Origin of the sequence: Aquabacterium sp., assembly GCF_044226965.1 — a bacterium.
GTDB lineage: Bacteria > Pseudomonadota > Gammaproteobacteria > Burkholderiales > Burkholderiaceae_C > Pseudaquabacterium.
Map to the genome: position 1 here is coordinate 13,722 of NZ_JBGAGA010000033.1, position 16,059 is coordinate 29,780.

General features: G+C 66.9%; 17 protein-coding genes. 16 read left to right on the forward strand and 1 reads right to left on the reverse strand.

Annotation, left to right across the window (positions count from 1 at the left end):
* Window positions 1-131: 131 nt before the first annotated feature.
* The 16 genes from rpsB (at window position 132) to ACILR4_RS15920 (ending at window position 15,084) form a co-directional block, all read left to right on the forward strand.
* Entirely contained in the window at window positions 132-875 is a 744-nt protein-coding gene (gene rpsB / locus ACILR4_RS15845; protein WP_395701816.1) for a 30S ribosomal protein S2, read from the forward strand.
* A gap of 67 nt (window positions 876-942) precedes the next feature.
* On the forward strand, window positions 943-1,839 hold the full coding sequence (gene tsf / locus ACILR4_RS15850; RefSeq protein ID WP_395701817.1) for a translation elongation factor Ts: 897 nt from the start codon (window positions 943-945) through the stop codon (window positions 1,837-1,839).
* 113 nt (window positions 1,840-1,952) lie between these two features.
* The gene (gene pyrH, locus ACILR4_RS15855) at window positions 1,953-2,663 is read left to right on the forward strand and encodes a UMP kinase (protein ID WP_395701818.1); all 711 of its coding nucleotides are present in this window, start codon (window positions 1,953-1,955) and stop codon (window positions 2,661-2,663) included.
* A 15-nt stretch (window positions 2,664-2,678) separates the two neighbouring features.
* Window positions 2,679-3,239 carry a ribosome recycling factor gene (gene frr / locus ACILR4_RS15860; protein ID WP_395701819.1) on the forward strand — a complete coding sequence of 187 codons (561 nt, stop codon included), beginning with the start codon at window positions 2,679-2,681 and terminating at the stop codon, window positions 3,237-3,239.
* A gap of 15 nt (window positions 3,240-3,254) precedes the next feature.
* Window positions 3,255-3,980, forward strand: coding sequence for a polyprenyl diphosphate synthase (uppS, locus tag ACILR4_RS15865; RefSeq protein ID WP_395701820.1), 726 nt, complete (start codon window positions 3,255-3,257; stop codon window positions 3,978-3,980).
* A gap of 20 nt (window positions 3,981-4,000) precedes the next feature.
* Entirely contained in the window at window positions 4,001-4,840 is an 840-nt protein-coding gene (locus tag ACILR4_RS15870) for a phosphatidate cytidylyltransferase (RefSeq protein ID WP_395701821.1), read from the forward strand.
* 23 nt (window positions 4,841-4,863) lie between these two features.
* Window positions 4,864-6,048 carry a 1-deoxy-D-xylulose-5-phosphate reductoisomerase gene (ispC, locus tag ACILR4_RS15875; protein WP_395701822.1) on the forward strand — a complete coding sequence of 395 codons (1,185 nt, stop codon included), beginning with the start codon at window positions 4,864-4,866 and terminating at the stop codon, window positions 6,046-6,048.
* On the forward strand, window positions 6,045-7,418 hold the full coding sequence (gene rseP / locus ACILR4_RS15880; RefSeq protein ID WP_395701823.1) for an RIP metalloprotease RseP: 1,374 nt from the start codon (window positions 6,045-6,047) through the stop codon (window positions 7,416-7,418). The genes ispC and rseP overlap by 4 nt, the downstream gene beginning before the upstream one ends.
* Window positions 7,419-7,468: 50 nt before the next feature.
* A complete protein-coding gene (gene bamA / locus ACILR4_RS15885; protein ID WP_395701863.1) occupies window positions 7,469-9,733 on the forward strand; it encodes an outer membrane protein assembly factor BamA in 2,265 nt (754 codons plus the stop codon).
* Window positions 9,733-10,251 (forward strand): OmpH family outer membrane protein, encoded by a 519-nt coding sequence (locus ACILR4_RS15890; RefSeq protein WP_395701824.1) that lies wholly within the window; start codon window positions 9,733-9,735, stop codon window positions 10,249-10,251. Before bamA ends, ACILR4_RS15890 begins: the two co-directional genes overlap by 1 nt.
* 11 nt (window positions 10,252-10,262) lie before the next feature.
* Window positions 10,263-11,303: a UDP-3-O-(3-hydroxymyristoyl)glucosamine N-acyltransferase gene (gene lpxD / locus ACILR4_RS15895; RefSeq protein ID WP_395701825.1), complete on the forward strand. Its 1,041-nt coding sequence runs from the start codon at window positions 10,263-10,265 to the stop codon at window positions 11,301-11,303.
* An 8-nt stretch (window positions 11,304-11,311) separates the two neighbouring features.
* Complete coding sequence (gene fabZ / locus ACILR4_RS15900; RefSeq protein ID WP_395701826.1) at window positions 11,312-11,752, forward strand: 3-hydroxyacyl-ACP dehydratase FabZ; 441 nt, start codon at window positions 11,312-11,314, stop codon at window positions 11,750-11,752.
* Between the two features lie 7 nt (window positions 11,753-11,759).
* Complete coding sequence (gene lpxA / locus ACILR4_RS15905) at window positions 11,760-12,542, forward strand: acyl-ACP--UDP-N-acetylglucosamine O-acyltransferase (protein WP_395701827.1); 783 nt, start codon at window positions 11,760-11,762, stop codon at window positions 12,540-12,542.
* Between the two features lie 7 nt (window positions 12,543-12,549).
* Complete coding sequence (gene lpxB / locus ACILR4_RS15910; RefSeq protein ID WP_395701828.1) at window positions 12,550-13,695, forward strand: lipid-A-disaccharide synthase; 1,146 nt, start codon at window positions 12,550-12,552, stop codon at window positions 13,693-13,695.
* On the forward strand, window positions 13,667-14,299 hold the full coding sequence (rnhB, locus tag ACILR4_RS15915) for a ribonuclease HII (protein WP_395701829.1): 633 nt from the start codon (window positions 13,667-13,669) through the stop codon (window positions 14,297-14,299). Before lpxB ends, rnhB begins: the two co-directional genes overlap by 29 nt.
* Entirely contained in the window at window positions 14,296-15,084 is a 789-nt protein-coding gene (locus tag ACILR4_RS15920) for a TrmH family RNA methyltransferase (RefSeq protein WP_395701830.1), read from the forward strand. The genes rnhB and ACILR4_RS15920 overlap by 4 nt, the downstream gene beginning before the upstream one ends.
* Here the strand turns inward: ACILR4_RS15920 and ACILR4_RS15925 are convergent.
* A complete protein-coding gene (locus tag ACILR4_RS15925; RefSeq protein ID WP_395701831.1) occupies window positions 15,078-15,902 on the reverse strand; it encodes a pyruvate, water dikinase regulatory protein in 825 nt (274 codons plus the stop codon). The genes ACILR4_RS15920 and ACILR4_RS15925 overlap by 7 nt on opposite strands.
* Between the last annotated feature and the right edge of the window lie 157 nt (window positions 15,903-16,059).

Here is a 16,059-nt window from a genome sequence, read left to right on the forward strand (position 1 = left end):
TGCGGACCGGACGGCAGGTAAATCAATCGCGAACCGGCAATCAACAAGGTGTCGCGGGGCGTGGAGGCCTGAAGGGGCCTTGCCGCCTGCGATTCGCGCCGGATTCTAGACCCAACCTTTTGGAGTGATCCATGTCTGTCAGCATGCGTGAAATGCTGGAAGCCGGTGTGCATTTCGGCCACCAAACGCGCTTCTGGAATCCGAAGATGGCCCCGTTCATCTACGGCCATCGCAACAAGATCCACATCATCAACCTCGAAAAGACGCTGCCGAAGTTCGAGGAGGCGATGAAGTTCGTGCGCCAGCTCGCTGGCAAGCGCGGCACCATCCTGATGGTCGGCACCAAGCGCCAGGCGCGCGAGGTGATCGCGCTGGAAGCCCAGCGCGCCGGCATGCCCTTCGTCGACCAGCGCTGGCTCGGCGGCATGCTGACCAACTTCAAGACCGTGAAGGGTTCGCTGAAGAAGCTCAAGGACATGCAGGCCCAGAAGGAAACCGGCCTCGAGCAGCTGACCAAGAAGGAAGCGCTGATGTTCGAACGCGAGCTGGCCAAGCTCGAGAAGGACATCGGCGGCATCCAGGACATGAACGCGCTGCCCGACGCGCTGTTCGTCATCGACGTTGGCTACCACAAGATCGCGGTGGCCGAGGCCAAGAAGCTCGGCATTCCGGTGATCGGCGTGGTCGACACCAACCACTCGCCCGAGGACATCGACTACGTCATCCCTGGCAATGACGACTCGGCCAAGGCCGTGGCGCTGTATGCCCGCGCGGTGGCCGATGCGGTCGTCGAAGGCAAGGCCAATGCGGTGAACGAGGTGGTGCAGGCCGCTGGCGCCGCCGACGAGTTCGTGGAAGTCAGCGAAGACGCCTGACCTCTGCCCTGAGCCTGGAACGAGGGGCTGTTTCAGCCCCTTTTTCGCACTGACTGGAGTTTTGAAGATGGCTGCTATCACTGCAAGCATGGTCGGCGAACTGCGCGCCAAGACCGACGCCCCGATGATGGAGTGCAAGAAGGCGCTGACCGAGGCCAACGGCGACATGTCCCGCGCCGAGGAAATCCTGCGCGTCAAGCTGGGCAGCAAGGCCGGCAAGGCGGCCTCGCGCATCACCGCCGAAGGTGTGGTCGCTGCGAGCGTCAACGGCGGCACCGGCGCGATGATCGAGGTCAATTGCGAGACCGACTTCGTCTCGAAGAACGAATCCTTCCTCGCCTTCACGAAGAGCTGCGCCGACCTGATCGCCCAGCACAACCCGGCCGACGCGGCCGCGCTGTCGGCCCTGCCGCTGTCGCAAGACGGCTTCGGACCGACGGTGGAGGATGTGCGCAAGGGCCTGATCGGCAAGATCGGCGAGAACATGACGATCCGCCGCTTCCAGCGCTGGTCGGGTGCCTCGAAGCTGGCCAACTACCTGCATGGCACGCGCATCGGCGTGATGGTCGAGTACACCGGTGATGACGTGGCTGCCAAGGATGTCGCGATGCATGTCGCCGCGATGAAGCCGCTGGCGCTGTCCACCGCCCAGGTGCCGGCCGACAAGGTCGAGCTCGAGCGCAAGATCGCCACCGAAAAGGCCGCCGAATCCGGCAAGCCGGCCGACATCGTGGCCAAGATGGTCGAAGGCTCGGTGCAGAAGTACCTGAAGGAAGTCTCGCTGTTCAACCAGGTCTTCGTGAAGGCTTCGGACGGCAAGCAGACGGTCGAGCAGATGCTCAAGGCGGCCAACACCAACGTCACCGGCTTCACGCTGTACGTGGTGGGCGAGGGTATCGAGAAGAAGGTCGACGACTTTGCCGCCGAGGTGGCTGCGCAGGTTGCGGCCGCCAAGGGCCAGTAAGCCCGCGGTGGGCGGGGCGGTGCCCCGGGTTTGACCCGCCCCGCACCCGGGCGCCGCATGCGCCGGCGCCCCTTAAAATTCCACAGTTGACGATCTGAGCGGAGCCCCGACGCATGCCGGCCTACAAGCGCATCCTCCTGAAGCTGTCGGGCGAAGCCCTGATGGGCGATGATGCGTATGGCATCAATCGCGCAACCATCGTGCGCATGGTGCGTGAAGTACAGGAGGTCACCGCGCTGGGCTGCGAGGTGGCAGTCGTGATCGGCGGCGGCAACATCTTCCGCGGCGTGGCGGGCGGCTCGGTGGGGATGGACCGCGCGACGGCCGACTACATGGGCATGCTGGCCACCGTGATGAACGCGCTGGCGCTGGCCGACACGATGCGCCAGGAAGGCATGACCGCCCGCGTGATGTCGGCCATCAGCATCGAGCAGGTGGTCGAGCCCTATGTCCGGCCGAAGGCGCTGCAGTACCTGGAAGAAGGCAAGATCGTCGTCTTTGCGGCCGGCACCGGCAACCCCTTCTTCACCACCGACACCGCGGCCGCGCTGCGCGGCGCCGAAATCGGGGCCGAGATCGTGCTGAAGGCCACCAAGGTCGATGGTGTCTACACCGCCGATCCGAAGAAGGATCCGTCGGCCACGCGATACGCCAGCATCAGCTTCGACGAAGCGATCGCCCGGAACCTGCAGGTGCTGGACGCCACCGCCTTCGCGCTGTGCCGCGACCAGAAGCTGCCGATCAAGGTGTTCTCGATCTTCAAGCCGGGCGCGTTGAAGCGCGTGGTGCTGGGCGAAGACGAGGGCACGCTGGTCCACGTCTGATCAGGAGCATTCACCATGACGATTGCCGATATCAAGAAGACCGCCGAAGGCAAGATGGCCAAGACCATCGAAGCATTCAAGGCCGAGTTGCAGAAGATCCGTACCGGCCGGGCCCACCCGGGCATCCTGGACCAGGTGCACGTGGACTATTACGGCTCCATGGTGCCGATCAGCCAGGTGGCCAATGTCTCGCTGCTGGACGCTCGCACGATCAGCGTGCAGCCCTGGGAAAAGGGCATGGGCGCGAAGATCGAGAAGGCCATCCGTGAAAGCGACCTGGGGCTCAATCCCTCGGCGCAGGGCGACCTGTTGCGCGTGCCGATGCCGCCGCTGACCGAAGAGCGCCGCAAGGACCTGACCAAGGTCGTGCGTCATGCGGGCGAGGAGTCGAAGGTGGCCGTGCGCAACCTGCGCCGCGAAGCCAACGAGCACCTGAAGAAGCTGCTGAAGGACAAGGCCGTCACCGAGGACGAGGAGCGGCGCGCGCAGGACGACGTGCAGAAGCTCACCGACCGCACGGTGGCCGACATCGACAAGCTCGTGCATTCGAAAGAAGCCGAGATCCTGGCGGTCTGACCGAGACCGCCCGCCGTGCAGCGCGACCTCTCGATTCCGCGCCATGTGGCCATCGTGATGGATGGCAACGGACGCTGGGCCAAGAAGCGGTTCCTGCCGCGCTTCTTCGGTCACAAGGCCGGGGTGGACGCGCTGGTGCGCCTGATCGACGCGTGCTCGGTGCGCGGCATCAGCTACCTGACGGTGTTCGCCTTCTCGTCCGAGAACTGGAAGCGGCCCGAAGATGAAGTCTCCGGCCTGATGGGTCTGGTGGCCGTTGCGCAGGCCAAGTACCTGGCCAAGATGGCGAAGAACGGGGTGCGCATCGTCGTGGTGGGCGAGCGCGACACGGTGTCCGAGCGCCTGCGCAAGGCCTGGGCCGAAGCCGAGGAATCGACGCGGCACAATACCCGCATCACCTTGTCGATCTGCTTCAACTACGGCGGCCGGTGGGACATGGTGCAGGCCTGCCGCAAAGCCGTTGCGGCGGGCCTGAAGGCCGAGCAGATCGATGAAGCCAGCCTGTCGCGCTTCATGGCGATGGCCCATGCGCCCGACCCGGACCTGTTCATTCGCACCGGGGGCGAGGTGCGCATCAGCAATTTCCTGCTGTGGCAGTCGGCGTACAGCGAGTTCGTGTTCACCGATTGCCTGTGGCCCGATTTCGGCGAGGCCGAACTCGATGCCGCGCTGGCCGACTATGCCGGCCGCGAACGCCGCTTCGGCGGCGTGACCCCAGCAGTGCCCGTGCACGCCGGCTGATCCGGCGGACAAGCCCCTTCATGCTGCGCCAGCGCGTGATCACCGCGGTCCTGATGATGGCCGTGTTCCTGCCCTGCCTGTTCGCCTCGAGCCCGGTCCCCTTCGGTGTGCTGACCTTGGTGATGATCAGCGCGGCCGGCTGGGAGTGGGCCCGGCTGAACGGCCTGCCGACCATGGTGCCGGCCGTGGCCAGCGGCCTCGTGCTGGCGCTGGCTTGTGCCATCACCGGACGTGACCTTCCGCGCATTGGTGAGTCGCACATGCTGTGGTGGCCAGGCGTTGCGGCCTGGGTGGTGGGCGGCGCACTGGTCCTCCGGGGCGGCCCGGCGGCATGGCCGAAGTGGCCGATGCCGCTGCGCTGGCTGCTGGGCCTGTCGCTGCTGTGGCTGGCCTGGACCGCGCTGGCGCAGGCACGGGTGATCGGCATCAATTTCCTGCTCTCGGTGCTGTGTGTTGTGTGGGCCGCTGACATAGCGGCTTATTTCGGCGGCCGTGCTTTCGGCCGGCGCAAGCTGGCGCCGAGCATCAGCCCGGGCAAGAGCTGGGAGGGCGTGTACGCGGGCATTGCCGGCGTGCTGCTGCTGGCGTTGTTGTGGATGGCCGGCGAGGCGCAGTGGAACCTCGGTTCGCCCAGCCTGTTCCTGCTGCTGCAGCAGCGCCTGGGCTGGCCTGGCCTGATCGTCGCGGCCGTGCTGCTGGCCGGCTTGAGCGTGGTGGGTGACCTCTTCGAATCGCTGGTCAAGCGCGCGGCCGGCGCCAAGGATTCGAGCCAGCTGCTGCCCGGCCATGGCGGTGTGCTCGACCGCATCGATGCGCTGCTGCCGGTGCTGCCGGCCGCACTGGCGCTGATCAGCCTGTGAGCGCGGTCGCTGGACGGATGGCCATGATCCAGCGCGTGTGCATCCTCGGCGCGACAGGTTCGGTAGGCGCGAGCACGCTGGACGTGATCGCGCTGCATCCCGAGCGCTTCGAAGTCTTCGCGCTCACCGCGCAGCAACGGGTGGACGAGCTGGTGCAGCTCTGCCGACGCTGGCGACCGCGGTATGCGGTGCTGGGCAGCGAGTCGCAGGCGCTGGCGGCCCGCACGCAACTGCGGGACGCGGGCGTGCGGACCGAGGTGCTGTACGGCGCGCAGGCGCTGTGCGACGTGGCGGCGCATCCCGAGGTCGACAGCGTGATGGCCGCGATCGTTGGCGCCGCCGGCCTGGCGCCTTGCCTGGCGGCAGCGCGCGCAGGCAAGCGCCTGATGCTCGCCAACAAGGAAGCGCTGGTCGTCGGTGGCGGGCTCTTCATGGAGACGGTGCGGCAAGGCGGCGCGACGCTGCTGCCGATCGACAGCGAACACTCGGCGATCTTCCAGTGCCTGCCCGATGATCGACGCCAATGGGCCGAGCGCATCGATCACATCGTTCTCACGGCGTCCGGCGGCCCGTTCCGCGCCCGTGACCCTGCCACGCTGCACAGCGTGACGCCCGAGGAAGCGGTGGCCCATCCGAACTGGGTGATGGGCCGCAAGATCTCGGTCGATTCGGCCACGATGATGAACAAGGCGCTCGAGGTGATCGAGGCCCGCTGGCTGTTCGAGCTGCCGCCCGAGCGCATCCGTGTCGTGCTGCATCCGCAGAGCATCATCCATTCGATGGTGGTGTGCCGTGATGCCTCGGTGCTGGCGCAACTGGGGACACCGGACATGAAAGTGCCGATCGCCGTCGGGCTCGCGCATCCGCAGCGCATGGCCTCCGGCGCGAGCCGGCTGGATTTCCTGTCGCTGTCGGCGCTGAGCTTCGAGGCCGTTGACCCGCGACGGTTCCCGGGCCTGGCCCTGGCTTACGACGCCTTGGGCGCGGCCGAGGGCAGCACCGCGGTTCTGAATGCGGCCAACGAGGTGGCCGTCGCGGCCTTCCTCGACCGGCGCATCCGCTTCACCGACATCCATCATCTGAATGCCGACACCGTGGCCGCGGTGCTGCCGGCGCGCGACGAGGTGTCGGCGATCGAGGGCCTGCTGGCGTTGGATGCGCGGGCGCGTGCATGGGCCGCTGCGGCGGTCGAGAGGATGTCGGCATGACCTTCACGAGTTTCTGGGCCTTCCTGGTCACGCTGGGCGTGCTGATCGTCGTGCACGAGTACGGCCACTACCGCGTTGCGGTGGCCTGCGGTGTGAAGGTGCTGCGGTTCTCGGTGGGATTCGGGCGCGTGCTGTGGCGGCGTCAGGCTTCTGCGGACCACACCGAGTTCGTCGTCTCGGTGCTGCCGCTGGGCGGCTACGTGCGCATGCTCGATGAACGGGAAGGTCCGGTGCCGACGCATTTGCTCGGCCAGGCCTTCAACCGCAAGGCGTTGTGGCAACGCACCGCGATCGTCGCCGCCGGTCCGCTGGCCAACCTGCTGCTGGCGGTGCTGCTGTACGCCGCCTCCCACTGGATCGGCGTCGACGAACCGAAGGCGCTGCTGTCCAAGCCTGCCACCGCCAGCCTGGCCGAGCGCGCCGGCATGCGCTCGGGTGACTGGGTCCGTGCCTGGACCGATGAAGACGGTCAGTGGCAGGACGTGTCCTCGCTCAGCGATCTTGGCTGGCAGGTGACCCAGCATGCCCTGCAGCGCAAGCCGATCACGCTGTCGATCACCGATACGCGCGGCCAGGGCCAGCGCCAGGTGGTCCTGCCGCTCGATCAGCTCGAGACCCAGGAGATCGACGCCGCGGCGATGAAGCGCATCGGTCTGGGGGCGCCATTCAGCGAGCCCGTGCTCGGCGAAGTGAAGACCGGTGGCCCGGCCGCTGTGGCAGGGCTGCATGCCGGTGACCGGGTGCTGCGGGTCGACGACGTGCCGATCGGCGACGCGTTCCAGCTGCGCGAGCTGATCAGCGGGGCCGTGAGCGGTCGGACGGCGCGCACCATGCAGTGGCGCGTCGAACGCCAGGGCCAGGTCATGGACTTCGCGGTGACGCCCCGTGTCGTCGGCGAGGGCGAGCGCAAGGTCGGCCGAGTCGACATCGTGCCGGGTCAACCGCCGGCAATGGTCACGGTGCGGCTCGGTCCGGTCGAAGGTCTTTACCGTGGTGCCGTGCGCACCTGGGAAGTCTCGATGCTGAGCCTGCGCATGCTCGGCCGCATGCTGATCGGCCAGGCCTCGGTCCGCAACCTGAGCGGACCGCTGACCATCGCGGACTACGCCGGCCAATCCGTGAACCTGGGCCTGGCGTACTACCTCGGCTTCCTGGCCCTCGTGAGCGTGAGCCTCGGCGTGCTGAACCTGCTGCCGCTGCCGATGCTCGATGGCGGACACCTGATGTATTATCTTTTCGAGGGCTTGACCGGGCGTCCGGTTTCCGACCTCTGGCTCGCGCGTCTGCAGCGCGGTGGCATCGCTGTTCTCCTGGCGATGATGTCGGTGGCTCTCTTCAACGACGTGGCCCGCCTGCTGGGCCTGCACTGATCGATCCGATGTTTCCCCAATCCCCGACGAGCTTGTTTCGCCCCGTGGCCATGGCCGTGGCCGTTGCTGCCACGCTGGCTGCCCCTGCCGCCCGCGCGGTGGAGCCGTTCACGCTGGCCGACATCCGTGTCGAGGGCCTTCAGCGCACCGACCCCGGAACGGTCTTCGCGGCACTGCCCTTTCGCGTAGGCGACACGTACACGGACGACAAGGGCGCCGCCGCGCTTCGCGCCTTGTTCGCCACCGGCCTGTTCAAGGACGTGCGCATCGAGATCGATGGCAAGGTGGCCGTGGTCATCGTCGAGGAGCGGCCAGTCATTCAGAACGTCAACTTCGTCGGCTTGAAGGAGTTCGACAAGGACGTGCTGATCAAGTCGCTGAAGGACGCGGGCATCGGCGAAGGCCTGCCCTTCGACCGTGCACTGGTCGACCGCGCAGAGCAGGAAATCAAGCGCCAGTACCTCTCGCGCAGCCTCTACGGTGCCGAGGTGGTGACGACGATCACGCCGACCGATCGCAACCGCGTCAACGTGACCTTCACGATGACCGAAGGCGATGCGGCGAAGATCAAGGAGATCCGCATCGTCGGCGCCAAGGCCTTCAGCGAATCCACGTTGACGGGCCTGATGGACCTCACGGTCGGTGGCTGGCTCACCTGGTACACGAAGAACGACCGCTACTCGCGGGCCAAGCTCAACGCCGACCTCGAAACGCTGCGCACCTACTACCTGAACCGTGGCTACCTCGAGTTCGAGATCGAATCGACCCAGGTGACGATCTCTCCGGACAAGCAGGACATCTCGATCAACATCACGATCAAGGAAGGTCAGCCCTACGTGGTGACCTCGGTCAAGGTGCAGGGCGAGTTGCTGGGCAAGGACGACGAGTTCAAGGAACTGGTCACCATCAAGCCCGGCGAGCCCTACCGCGCTGCGGCCGTGGCCGAGACCACCAAGGCGATGACCGATCGCTTCGGCATCTATGGCTATGCCTTCGCGCGTGTCGAAGCCAGGCCTGAAATCGATCGCGCGAACGGCCAGGTGGCGCTCACGCTGGTGGCCGATCCGCAGCGGCGCGTCTATGTCCGCCGCATCGATGTCGCGGGCAACACCCGCACGCGTGACGAAGTGGTTCGCCGTGAATTCCGGCAGCTCGAATCCTCCTGGTATGACGGGCAGCGCATCAAGCTCTCGCGTGACCGGGTCGAGCGCCTGGGGTACTTCAAGGAAGTCAACGTCGACACCAACGAGGTCGCTTCGTCGCCCGACCAGGTGGACCTGGTGGTTAATGTCGTCGAACGGCCGACGGGCAACCTGAGTTTCGGCATCAGCTTCTCCAGCGCGGACCGCCTGGCCTTGAATGCCTCGATCCGCCAGGACAACGTGTTCGGCTCCGGCAATTACCTGGGCCTCGAGGTCAACACCAGCCGCAGCCAGCGCAGCCTGGTGTTCAGCACGGTGGATCCGTACTTCACCGTCGATGGCATCTCGCGGGCGATCGACCTGTACTACCGCACCACGCGTCCGCTCAACAGCCTGGGTGACCAGTACCAGATCGCGACGCCCGGCGGCGCGATCCGCTTCGGCGTGCCGTTCAACGACTTCGATACCGTGTTCGTCGGCCTGGGCCTGGAGCAGACCAAGATCGGCGCCACGGCCGGCATTCCGAACCAGTACTTCGACTACCGCGTGCGCTATGGCCCGAGCAGTACCTCGCTGCCGCTGACGCTGGGTTGGGCGCGCGACGATCGCGACAGCGTGCTCACGCCTATTGCCGGCAGCTACAAGCGGGTGAACCTCGAGTGGAGCATTGCCGGCGACGTGCGCTACATGCGCAGCAACGCGCAGTACCAGCAGTTCTTCCCGTTCTGGAACAACAAGTTCACGTTGATGATCAACGGTGAACTCGGCTACGGCAAGGGCCTGGGTGGCCGGCCGTTCCCCGTGTTCAAGAACTTCTACGGCGGTGGCCTGGGTTCGGTGCGTGTGTTCGAGCAGAGCTCCTTGGGCGTGATCGACCCGACCGGCGCCTACGTCGGCGGCGCGAGCAAGCTGAACCTGAACGCCGAGTTGTACTTCCCGGTGCCCGGCACCGGCAACGACAAGTCGCTGCGCATCTTTGCCTTTGCCGATGCCGGCAACGTATGGCGCGAAGGCGAGCGCATCGATGCGGCGAGCCTGCGGGCATCGGCCGGCGTCGGCCTGTCCTGGATCTCGCCTGTCGGTCCGCTGAAGCTCAGCTATGGCTCGCCGTTGCGCAGCAAGCCGACAGATAGAATCCAACGCTTCCAATTCCAGATCGGGACCACGTTCTGATGATCACCAAGCTTTTGAAGTCCTTCATCGTGGCCGGTGCCGCCGTCTCGGCCATGGGGGCCGTGCAGGCGCAGGAGCTGAAGATCGGCTACGTCAACAGCGAACGTGTGTTGAAGGAGGCCGCCCCGGCGAAGGCCGCCCAGGCTCGCCTGGAGAGCGAGTTCAAGAAGCGCAGCACCGAACTGGACGAACAGGCCAATCGTGTGAAGAGCGCGGCCGACAAGCTCGACAAGGACGCACCCACGCTGTCGGAGTCCGAGCGCACGCGTCGCCAGCGCGAACTCGTCGAAGCCGATCGCGATCTGCAGCGCAAGCGCCGCGAACTGCAGGAAGACCTGACCCAGCGCAAGAACGAGGAACTGTCCAGCGTGGTCGAGCGTGCGAACAAGGTCATCAAGCAGATCTTCGACAGCGAGAAGTACGACCTGATCCTGCAGGACGCGGTGTTCTTCAGCGCCCGCATCGACATCACCGACAAGGTGATCAAGTCGCTGAACGCCGCGCCGGCTGGCAAGTAAGGAGCGCTGCCGTGCCTGCACCGGCGCGGCTGGGCGAGATCGTCGCCGCGCTGGGAGGCGAGCTGCGCGGCGATGGCGAGGTGGCCATCAGCCGGCTGGCACCCCTGGAGTCGGCCGACGCGGGCTCGCTGAGCTTCCTCGCGAATCCGCGCTACGCCGCTCAACTGGCGACCACGCTGGCGGCCGCCGTCATCGTCGCGCCAGCCTTCGCCGATGCCGCTGCGGCGCGTGGCGCGGCCGTCGTCAGCCCCGAACCCTACCTGTACTTCGCGCGCCTCACCCAATGGTGGGCGGCGCGGCAACGTCCTGCCGCGGCGGCCGGTGTGCATCCAAGTGCGGTGATCGAACCCGGTGCGCGCGTGCACCCGAGCGCCTCGATCGGACCGCTGGTCGTGATCGGCGCGGGGGCCGAGATCGCGGCCGGTGCGGTCATCGGTGCGCACGGCATCGTTGGCGCCGGTGCGATGGTGGGCGAGGGCACCCGGCTCCATCCGCGCGTCACGCTGGCCGACCATTGCCGCATCGGTGCGCGCGGCATCCTGCACTCAGGCGCCGTGATCGGGGCCGACGGTTTCGGCTTCGCCCCGTCGCAAGGCCGCTGGGAGAAGATCGAGCAACTGGGCGCCGTGCGCATAGGCGATGACGTCGAGATCGGCGCCAACACCTGCATCGACCGCGGTGCGCTCGACGACACGCTGATCGAGGACGGCGTCAAGCTCGACAACCTGATCCAGGTCGGGCACAACGTGCGCATCGGTGCGTACACGGCCATCGCGGGCTGCGTCGGCATCGCGGGCTCGGCGCGCATCGGCCGCCATTGCACCGTTGGTGGCGCCGCCATCATCCTCGGCCACCTGGAGGTCGTCGACCATGTTCACATCAGCGCGGGCACCGCGGTGACCCGCTCGATCCGCAAGCCGGGCACCTACAGCGGACTGTTTCCATTCGACGACAATGCGTCCTGGGAAAAGAATGCGGCCACGCTGCGCCAGCTGTACAGCCTGCGCGACCGCCTGCGCGCCCTGGAGCGAAGACAAGCACAACAACCCTGACCGCCGCCGTGTTCGACATCCACCACATCCTGAAGAAGTTGCCGCACCGCTACCCGTTCCTCCTGGTGGACCGGGTGCTGGAGCTGGAGCTCAACCAGCGCATCAAGGCGCTGAAAAACGTCACGATCAACGAGCCCTTCTTCTCGGGCCACTTCCCGCGACGACCGGTGATGCCCGGCGTGCTGATGCTCGAGGCCCTGGCGCAGACTGCTGCACTGCTGTCCTTCGAATCGATGGGCGCCGACCTCACCGACGACACGGTCGTCTACTTCGTCGGCATCGACGGCGCACGCTTCAAGCGCGTGGTCGAGCCCGGCGACCAGCTGATCCTCGAAGCCTCGATCGAGCGCGTGAAGGGCGGCATCTACAAGTACAAGACGCGGGCCAGCGTCAGTGGCGAAACGGCGGCAGAGGCCGAGCTGATGTGCACCATGCGCAGGGTGGGCTGAAGCCGACATGACGCGCATCCACGCGACCGCGCTGGTCGATCCGCGTGCCGAGCTTGCTGACGATGTGCAGGTGGGACCCTATGCCGTGATCGGGCCGGAGGTGCGCATCGGTCCCGGTACCACCGTCGGTCCGCACACGGTGATCGAAGGGCGCACGACGATCGGCCGCGACAACCGCATCTTCCAGTTCGCGTCGATCGGGGCGATCTCGCAGGACATGAGCTATGCCGGCGAGCCCGCCGCACTCGAGATCGGCGACCGCAACACGATCCGCGAGTTCTGCACGCTGAACCTCGGAACCGCCAAGGAGGACGGCGTCACGCGCGTCGGCTCCGACAACTGGATCATGGCCTACGTGCACATTGCGCACGATTGCCGCGTCGGCGACCACGTGGTGATGGCCAACAACACCACGCTGGCCGGCCACGTGCGCCTGGGCGACTGGGCTTTCATCGGCGGCCTGACCGGGGTGCATCAGTTCGTGCACGTCGGCGCGCACGCCATGATCGGGTTCCAGGGCCATGTGGCGCAGGATGTCGCGCCCTACATGACGGTGGATGGCAACCCGCTGACCACCCGTGCCGTCAACCTCACCGGGCTCAAGCGCCGAGGATTCAGTGCCGAGCGCATGGCGGTGATCCGCCGCATGCACAAGCTCATCTTCCGTGATGGCCTTACCCTCCAACAGGCGATCGAGGAGATCGGCAAGCTGCGCGGGCAGGGCGGCGACGCGGACGTGCAGGTGATGCTCGATTTTTTCGCGGCGTCCAAGCGCGGCCTGGTGCGTTGACGCGGCCATGTTGCGCAAGGCTCCGCGGCTGGCGCTGGTGGCCGGCGAGGCGTCGGGTGACCTGCTGGCGGGCCTGTTGCTTGCGGGTGCGAAGGCGCGCTGGCCCGAGGCCAGCGCGTTCGGCATCGGTGGGCCGCGCATGGCGGCGCAGGGCTTCCAGGCCTGGTGGCCGCATGAACGCCTGTCGGTCTTTGGCTACCTCGATGCGCTGAGTCGCTTGCCTGAGCTGCTGCGCATTCGCCGTGCGCTGGGTGATCGGCTGCTGGCCGACCGACCCGATGCCTTCATCGGTGTCGACGCTCCCGACTTCAATTTCGGCCTCGAGACGCGCCTGCGCGCGGGCGGGATCAAGACGCTGCACTTCGTCTGCCCGTCGATCTGGGCCTGGCGCGGCGAACGCGTTCAGAAGCTCCGGCGCGCGGCCGACCATGTGCTGTGCCTGTTCCCGTTCGAACCCGCGCTGCTGCAGCAGCATGGCGTGTCGGCGAGCTTCGTCGGCCATCCGCTGGCCGATGCGATTCCGCTCGAGCCGCCGCGCGAGGCCGCCCGGGCAGCGCTGGGACTGCAGCCGGAGGATCAGGTGGTGGCGTTGCTGCCGGGCAGCCGGCGCAGCGAGATCCGACACATCGCGCCCTCGATGGCCGCTGCGGCGGCACTGATGGCGCGCCAGCGTCCGGCACTGCGCTTCGTGATGCCGGTGGTGCCCGGGCTGAGTGCTCTGGTCGAGCCGATCCTGTCTGCTCACGCGCCGGGCCTTGCGGTGCAGTTGATCGATGGCCGCTCTCATGATGCGTTGGCAGCCTGCGACGTCACCCTGATCGCCAGCGGCACCGCGACACTGGAAGCGGCCCTGTTCAAGCGCCCGATGGTCATCACCTACCGGCTGGCATGGCTCAATTGGCAGCGCATGAAGCGCATGAACTACCTGCCCTGGGTCGGCCTGCCCAACATCCTGAGCCGCGAGTTCGTCGTACCGGAGCTGATCCAGGATGCCGCCACGCCGGAGGCCCTGGCGCGCGAAACCCTGGCCTGGCTGGACGATGTGTCGCGTCGCCAGGCGCTGGCGCGGCGCTTCATCGACCTGCACCACACGCTGCGGCAGGACACGGCCCGGAAAGCCACCGATGCCATCGCGCAAGTCATCGATCGCTAAGCCCGAGCAGCTGGGCCTGGTCTGGGACACGCCAGGTCTGGTGGCCGGCGTTGACGAGGCCGGGCGCGGGCCGCTGGCCGGACCGGTGGTCGCAGCTGCCGTGATCCTGGACGACTTGCAGCCGATCCAGGGCCTGGCCGATTCGAAGGCCCTCAGTCCGCTCAAGCGCGGACGCCTGTTCGACGAGATCCGCGCCAAGGCGCTGGCCTGCTGCATTGCCGAGGCCAGTGTCGACGAGATCGACGAGTTGAACATCCTGCACGCAACCATGCTGGCAATGCGACGCGCGGTCGAGGGCCTGCGCCTGGTGCCACACAAGGTGCTGGTTGACGGCAACCGGCTGCCCGTGCTGCGCATGCCGGCCGAGGCCATCGTCAAGGGGGATGCCAAGGTGGCGGCGATCTCCGCGGCCTCGATCCTGGCCAAGGTGCACCGCGACCGGTTGTGCGAAGACCTGCACCAGCGCTTTCCGGCCTATGGCTTCGCCACCCACAAGGGTTACCCGACGCCCGAGCATCTGGCGGCCCTGCGAGCGCATGGGGCCTGTGAGGTCCACCGCCGCAGCTATGCGCCGGTGCGCGAGGCCCTGCAAGGTCGACCATGAGCACCGCGCCGCAGTCGATCACCTCGCGCGACAACCCGCTGCTGCAGCGCCTGCGCAGGCTGGTGCGCGATGGCGGCGCCTACCGCAAGGCCGGCGAGGTCTGGCTGGAAGGTGAGCATCTGTGCAGCGCGCTCCGCCAGCGTGGCCTGAAGCCGCTGCAGGCGCTGGTGGCCGAATCGGCCTGGCAGCGCCCGGTCCTGCGCGAACTGGCGGCCTGGGCGCCACGGGTCGCCGTCGTCCCCGACGTGCTCTTCGGTGGCATCAGCGCGCTCGAATCGCCGGCCGGCATCGGTTTCGTGTGGCCGTTCCCGCAGGCGCCAGCCATCGATGCTTCGGCTGCAAGCCTGGTGCTGGACCGCGTGCAGGACAGCGGCAATGTCGGCAGCATGCTGCGCACGGCGGCGGCGTTTGGTGTGCGCCAGGTGCTGGCGCTGCAGGGCACGGCGTTGCTGTGGTCGCCCAAGGTGCTGCGTGCAGGCATGGGCGCCCATTTCGGGCTGAACCTGGTCGAAGGTTTGAAGCCAGGCGATCTCGAGACGCTGGCCGTGCCCTGGATCGGCACCAGCCTGCAGGCCGGCACGTGGCTGCACGAAGCCACCCTGCCGTCGCCCTGCGCCTGGCTGATGGGCCACGAGGGTCAGGGCGTCGATCCGGCGCTGCTGGCGCGCTGTGCGCTGACCGTGCGCATCGCGCAGCCGGGAGGCGAGGAGTCGCTGAACGTCGCGGCCGCTGCGGCGATCTGCCTGCATGAATCGATGCGGCAGGCCGCGCCCAAGGTTCAATAGATCAGCCGGTCCGGCCTGATGTCGCGCAGGATGGTCGTCGCGATCTCCTCGATCGACTTGTGCGTGGAGCTGAGCCACGATATGCCATGCCGTCGCATCATCGCTTCGGCCTCGCGCACCTCGTAGCGGCAGTTCTCCAGCGCGGCGTACTTGCTGTCGGGCCGGCGTTCGTTGCGGATCTGCGCGAGCCGTTCCGGGTCGATCGTCAGGCCGAAACACTTCCCCAGATGGGTCGCCAGCGCCGACGGCAGCTTGTGACGCTCGAAGTCCTCGGGAATCAGCGGGTAGTTGGCGGCCTTGATGCCATGCTGCATGGCCAGGTACAGCGAGGTCGGCGTCTTGCCGCAGCGGCTCACGCCGAGCAGGATCACGTCGGCTTGCGCCAGGTTGCGCGCCGACTGGCCATCGTCGTGCGCCAGCGAGAAGTTGATCGCTTCGATGCGCTCGTTGTACTCATGGCTCTTCGCCGCATCGGAGAAACGGCCGACGCGGTGGTTCGACTTGATGCCGAATTCCACCTCCAGCGGTTCGACGAAGGCGCGAAACATGTCCAGCACCAGTCCGCGGCACTCGCTGCCGGTGACGATGTGGCGCACCTCGTCGTTGACCAGCGTGATGAAGACGATGGGTCGACGGCCCTCGGCCTCGGCCACCTGGTTGATCTCCGTCACCACGGCGCGAGCCTTGTCTACCGTGTCGACGAAGGGACGTCGCACATGGCGTGGCTTGGCCGAGAACTGCGCGAGGATCGAGTTGCCGAAGGTCTCGGCAGTGATGCCGGTGCCATCCGAGACAAAGAACACGCTTCGATGGGGCATGGGCCGGGCGCGGCAGGGCGTCATTCAGCGGAAGTTCAGGGATGATAGGCGTTTCGTCCTTAGAATCGCCGCCATATCCCGCCAGTCTGGCCACTCAGGCGAACGACAGCTGCATCTGCCGCGATGAGCCCCTCCTGCCCCCACATCGAACTCGAAT

Bases quoted from the DNA above. Each gene is read 5' to 3' on its own strand.
- rpsB (WP_395701816.1), top strand. From the start codon at position 132: ATGTCTGTCAGCATGCGTGAAATGCTGGAAGCCGGTGTGCATTTCGGC.
- tsf (WP_395701817.1), top strand. From the start codon at position 943: ATGGCTGCTATCACTGCAAGCATGGTCGGCGAACTGCGCGCCAAGACC.
- pyrH (WP_395701818.1), top strand. From the start codon at position 1,953: ATGCCGGCCTACAAGCGCATCCTCCTGAAGCTGTCGGGCGAAGCCCTG.
- frr (WP_395701819.1), top strand. From the start codon at position 2,679: ATGACGATTGCCGATATCAAGAAGACCGCCGAAGGCAAGATGGCCAAG.
- ACILR4_RS15870 (WP_395701821.1), top strand. From the start codon at position 4,001: ATGCTGCGCCAGCGCGTGATCACCGCGGTCCTGATGATGGCCGTGTTC.
- ispC (WP_395701822.1), top strand. From the start codon at position 4,864: ATGATCCAGCGCGTGTGCATCCTCGGCGCGACAGGTTCGGTAGGCGCG.
- rseP (WP_395701823.1), top strand. From the start codon at position 6,045: ATGACCTTCACGAGTTTCTGGGCCTTCCTGGTCACGCTGGGCGTGCTG.
- bamA (WP_395701863.1), top strand. From the start codon at position 7,469: ATGGCCGTGGCCGTTGCTGCCACGCTGGCTGCCCCTGCCGCCCGCGCG.
- ACILR4_RS15890 (WP_395701824.1), top strand. From the start codon at position 9,733: ATGATCACCAAGCTTTTGAAGTCCTTCATCGTGGCCGGTGCCGCCGTC.
- lpxA (WP_395701827.1), top strand. From the start codon at position 11,760: ATGACGCGCATCCACGCGACCGCGCTGGTCGATCCGCGTGCCGAGCTT.
- lpxB (WP_395701828.1), top strand. From the start codon at position 12,550: ATGTTGCGCAAGGCTCCGCGGCTGGCGCTGGTGGCCGGCGAGGCGTCG.
- rnhB (WP_395701829.1), top strand. From the start codon at position 13,667: ATGCCATCGCGCAAGTCATCGATCGCTAAGCCCGAGCAGCTGGGCCTG.
- ACILR4_RS15920 (WP_395701830.1), top strand. From the start codon at position 14,296: ATGAGCACCGCGCCGCAGTCGATCACCTCGCGCGACAACCCGCTGCTG.
- ACILR4_RS15925 (WP_395701831.1), bottom strand. From the start codon at position 15,902: ATGCCCCATCGAAGCGTGTTCTTTGTCTCGGATGGCACCGGCATCACT.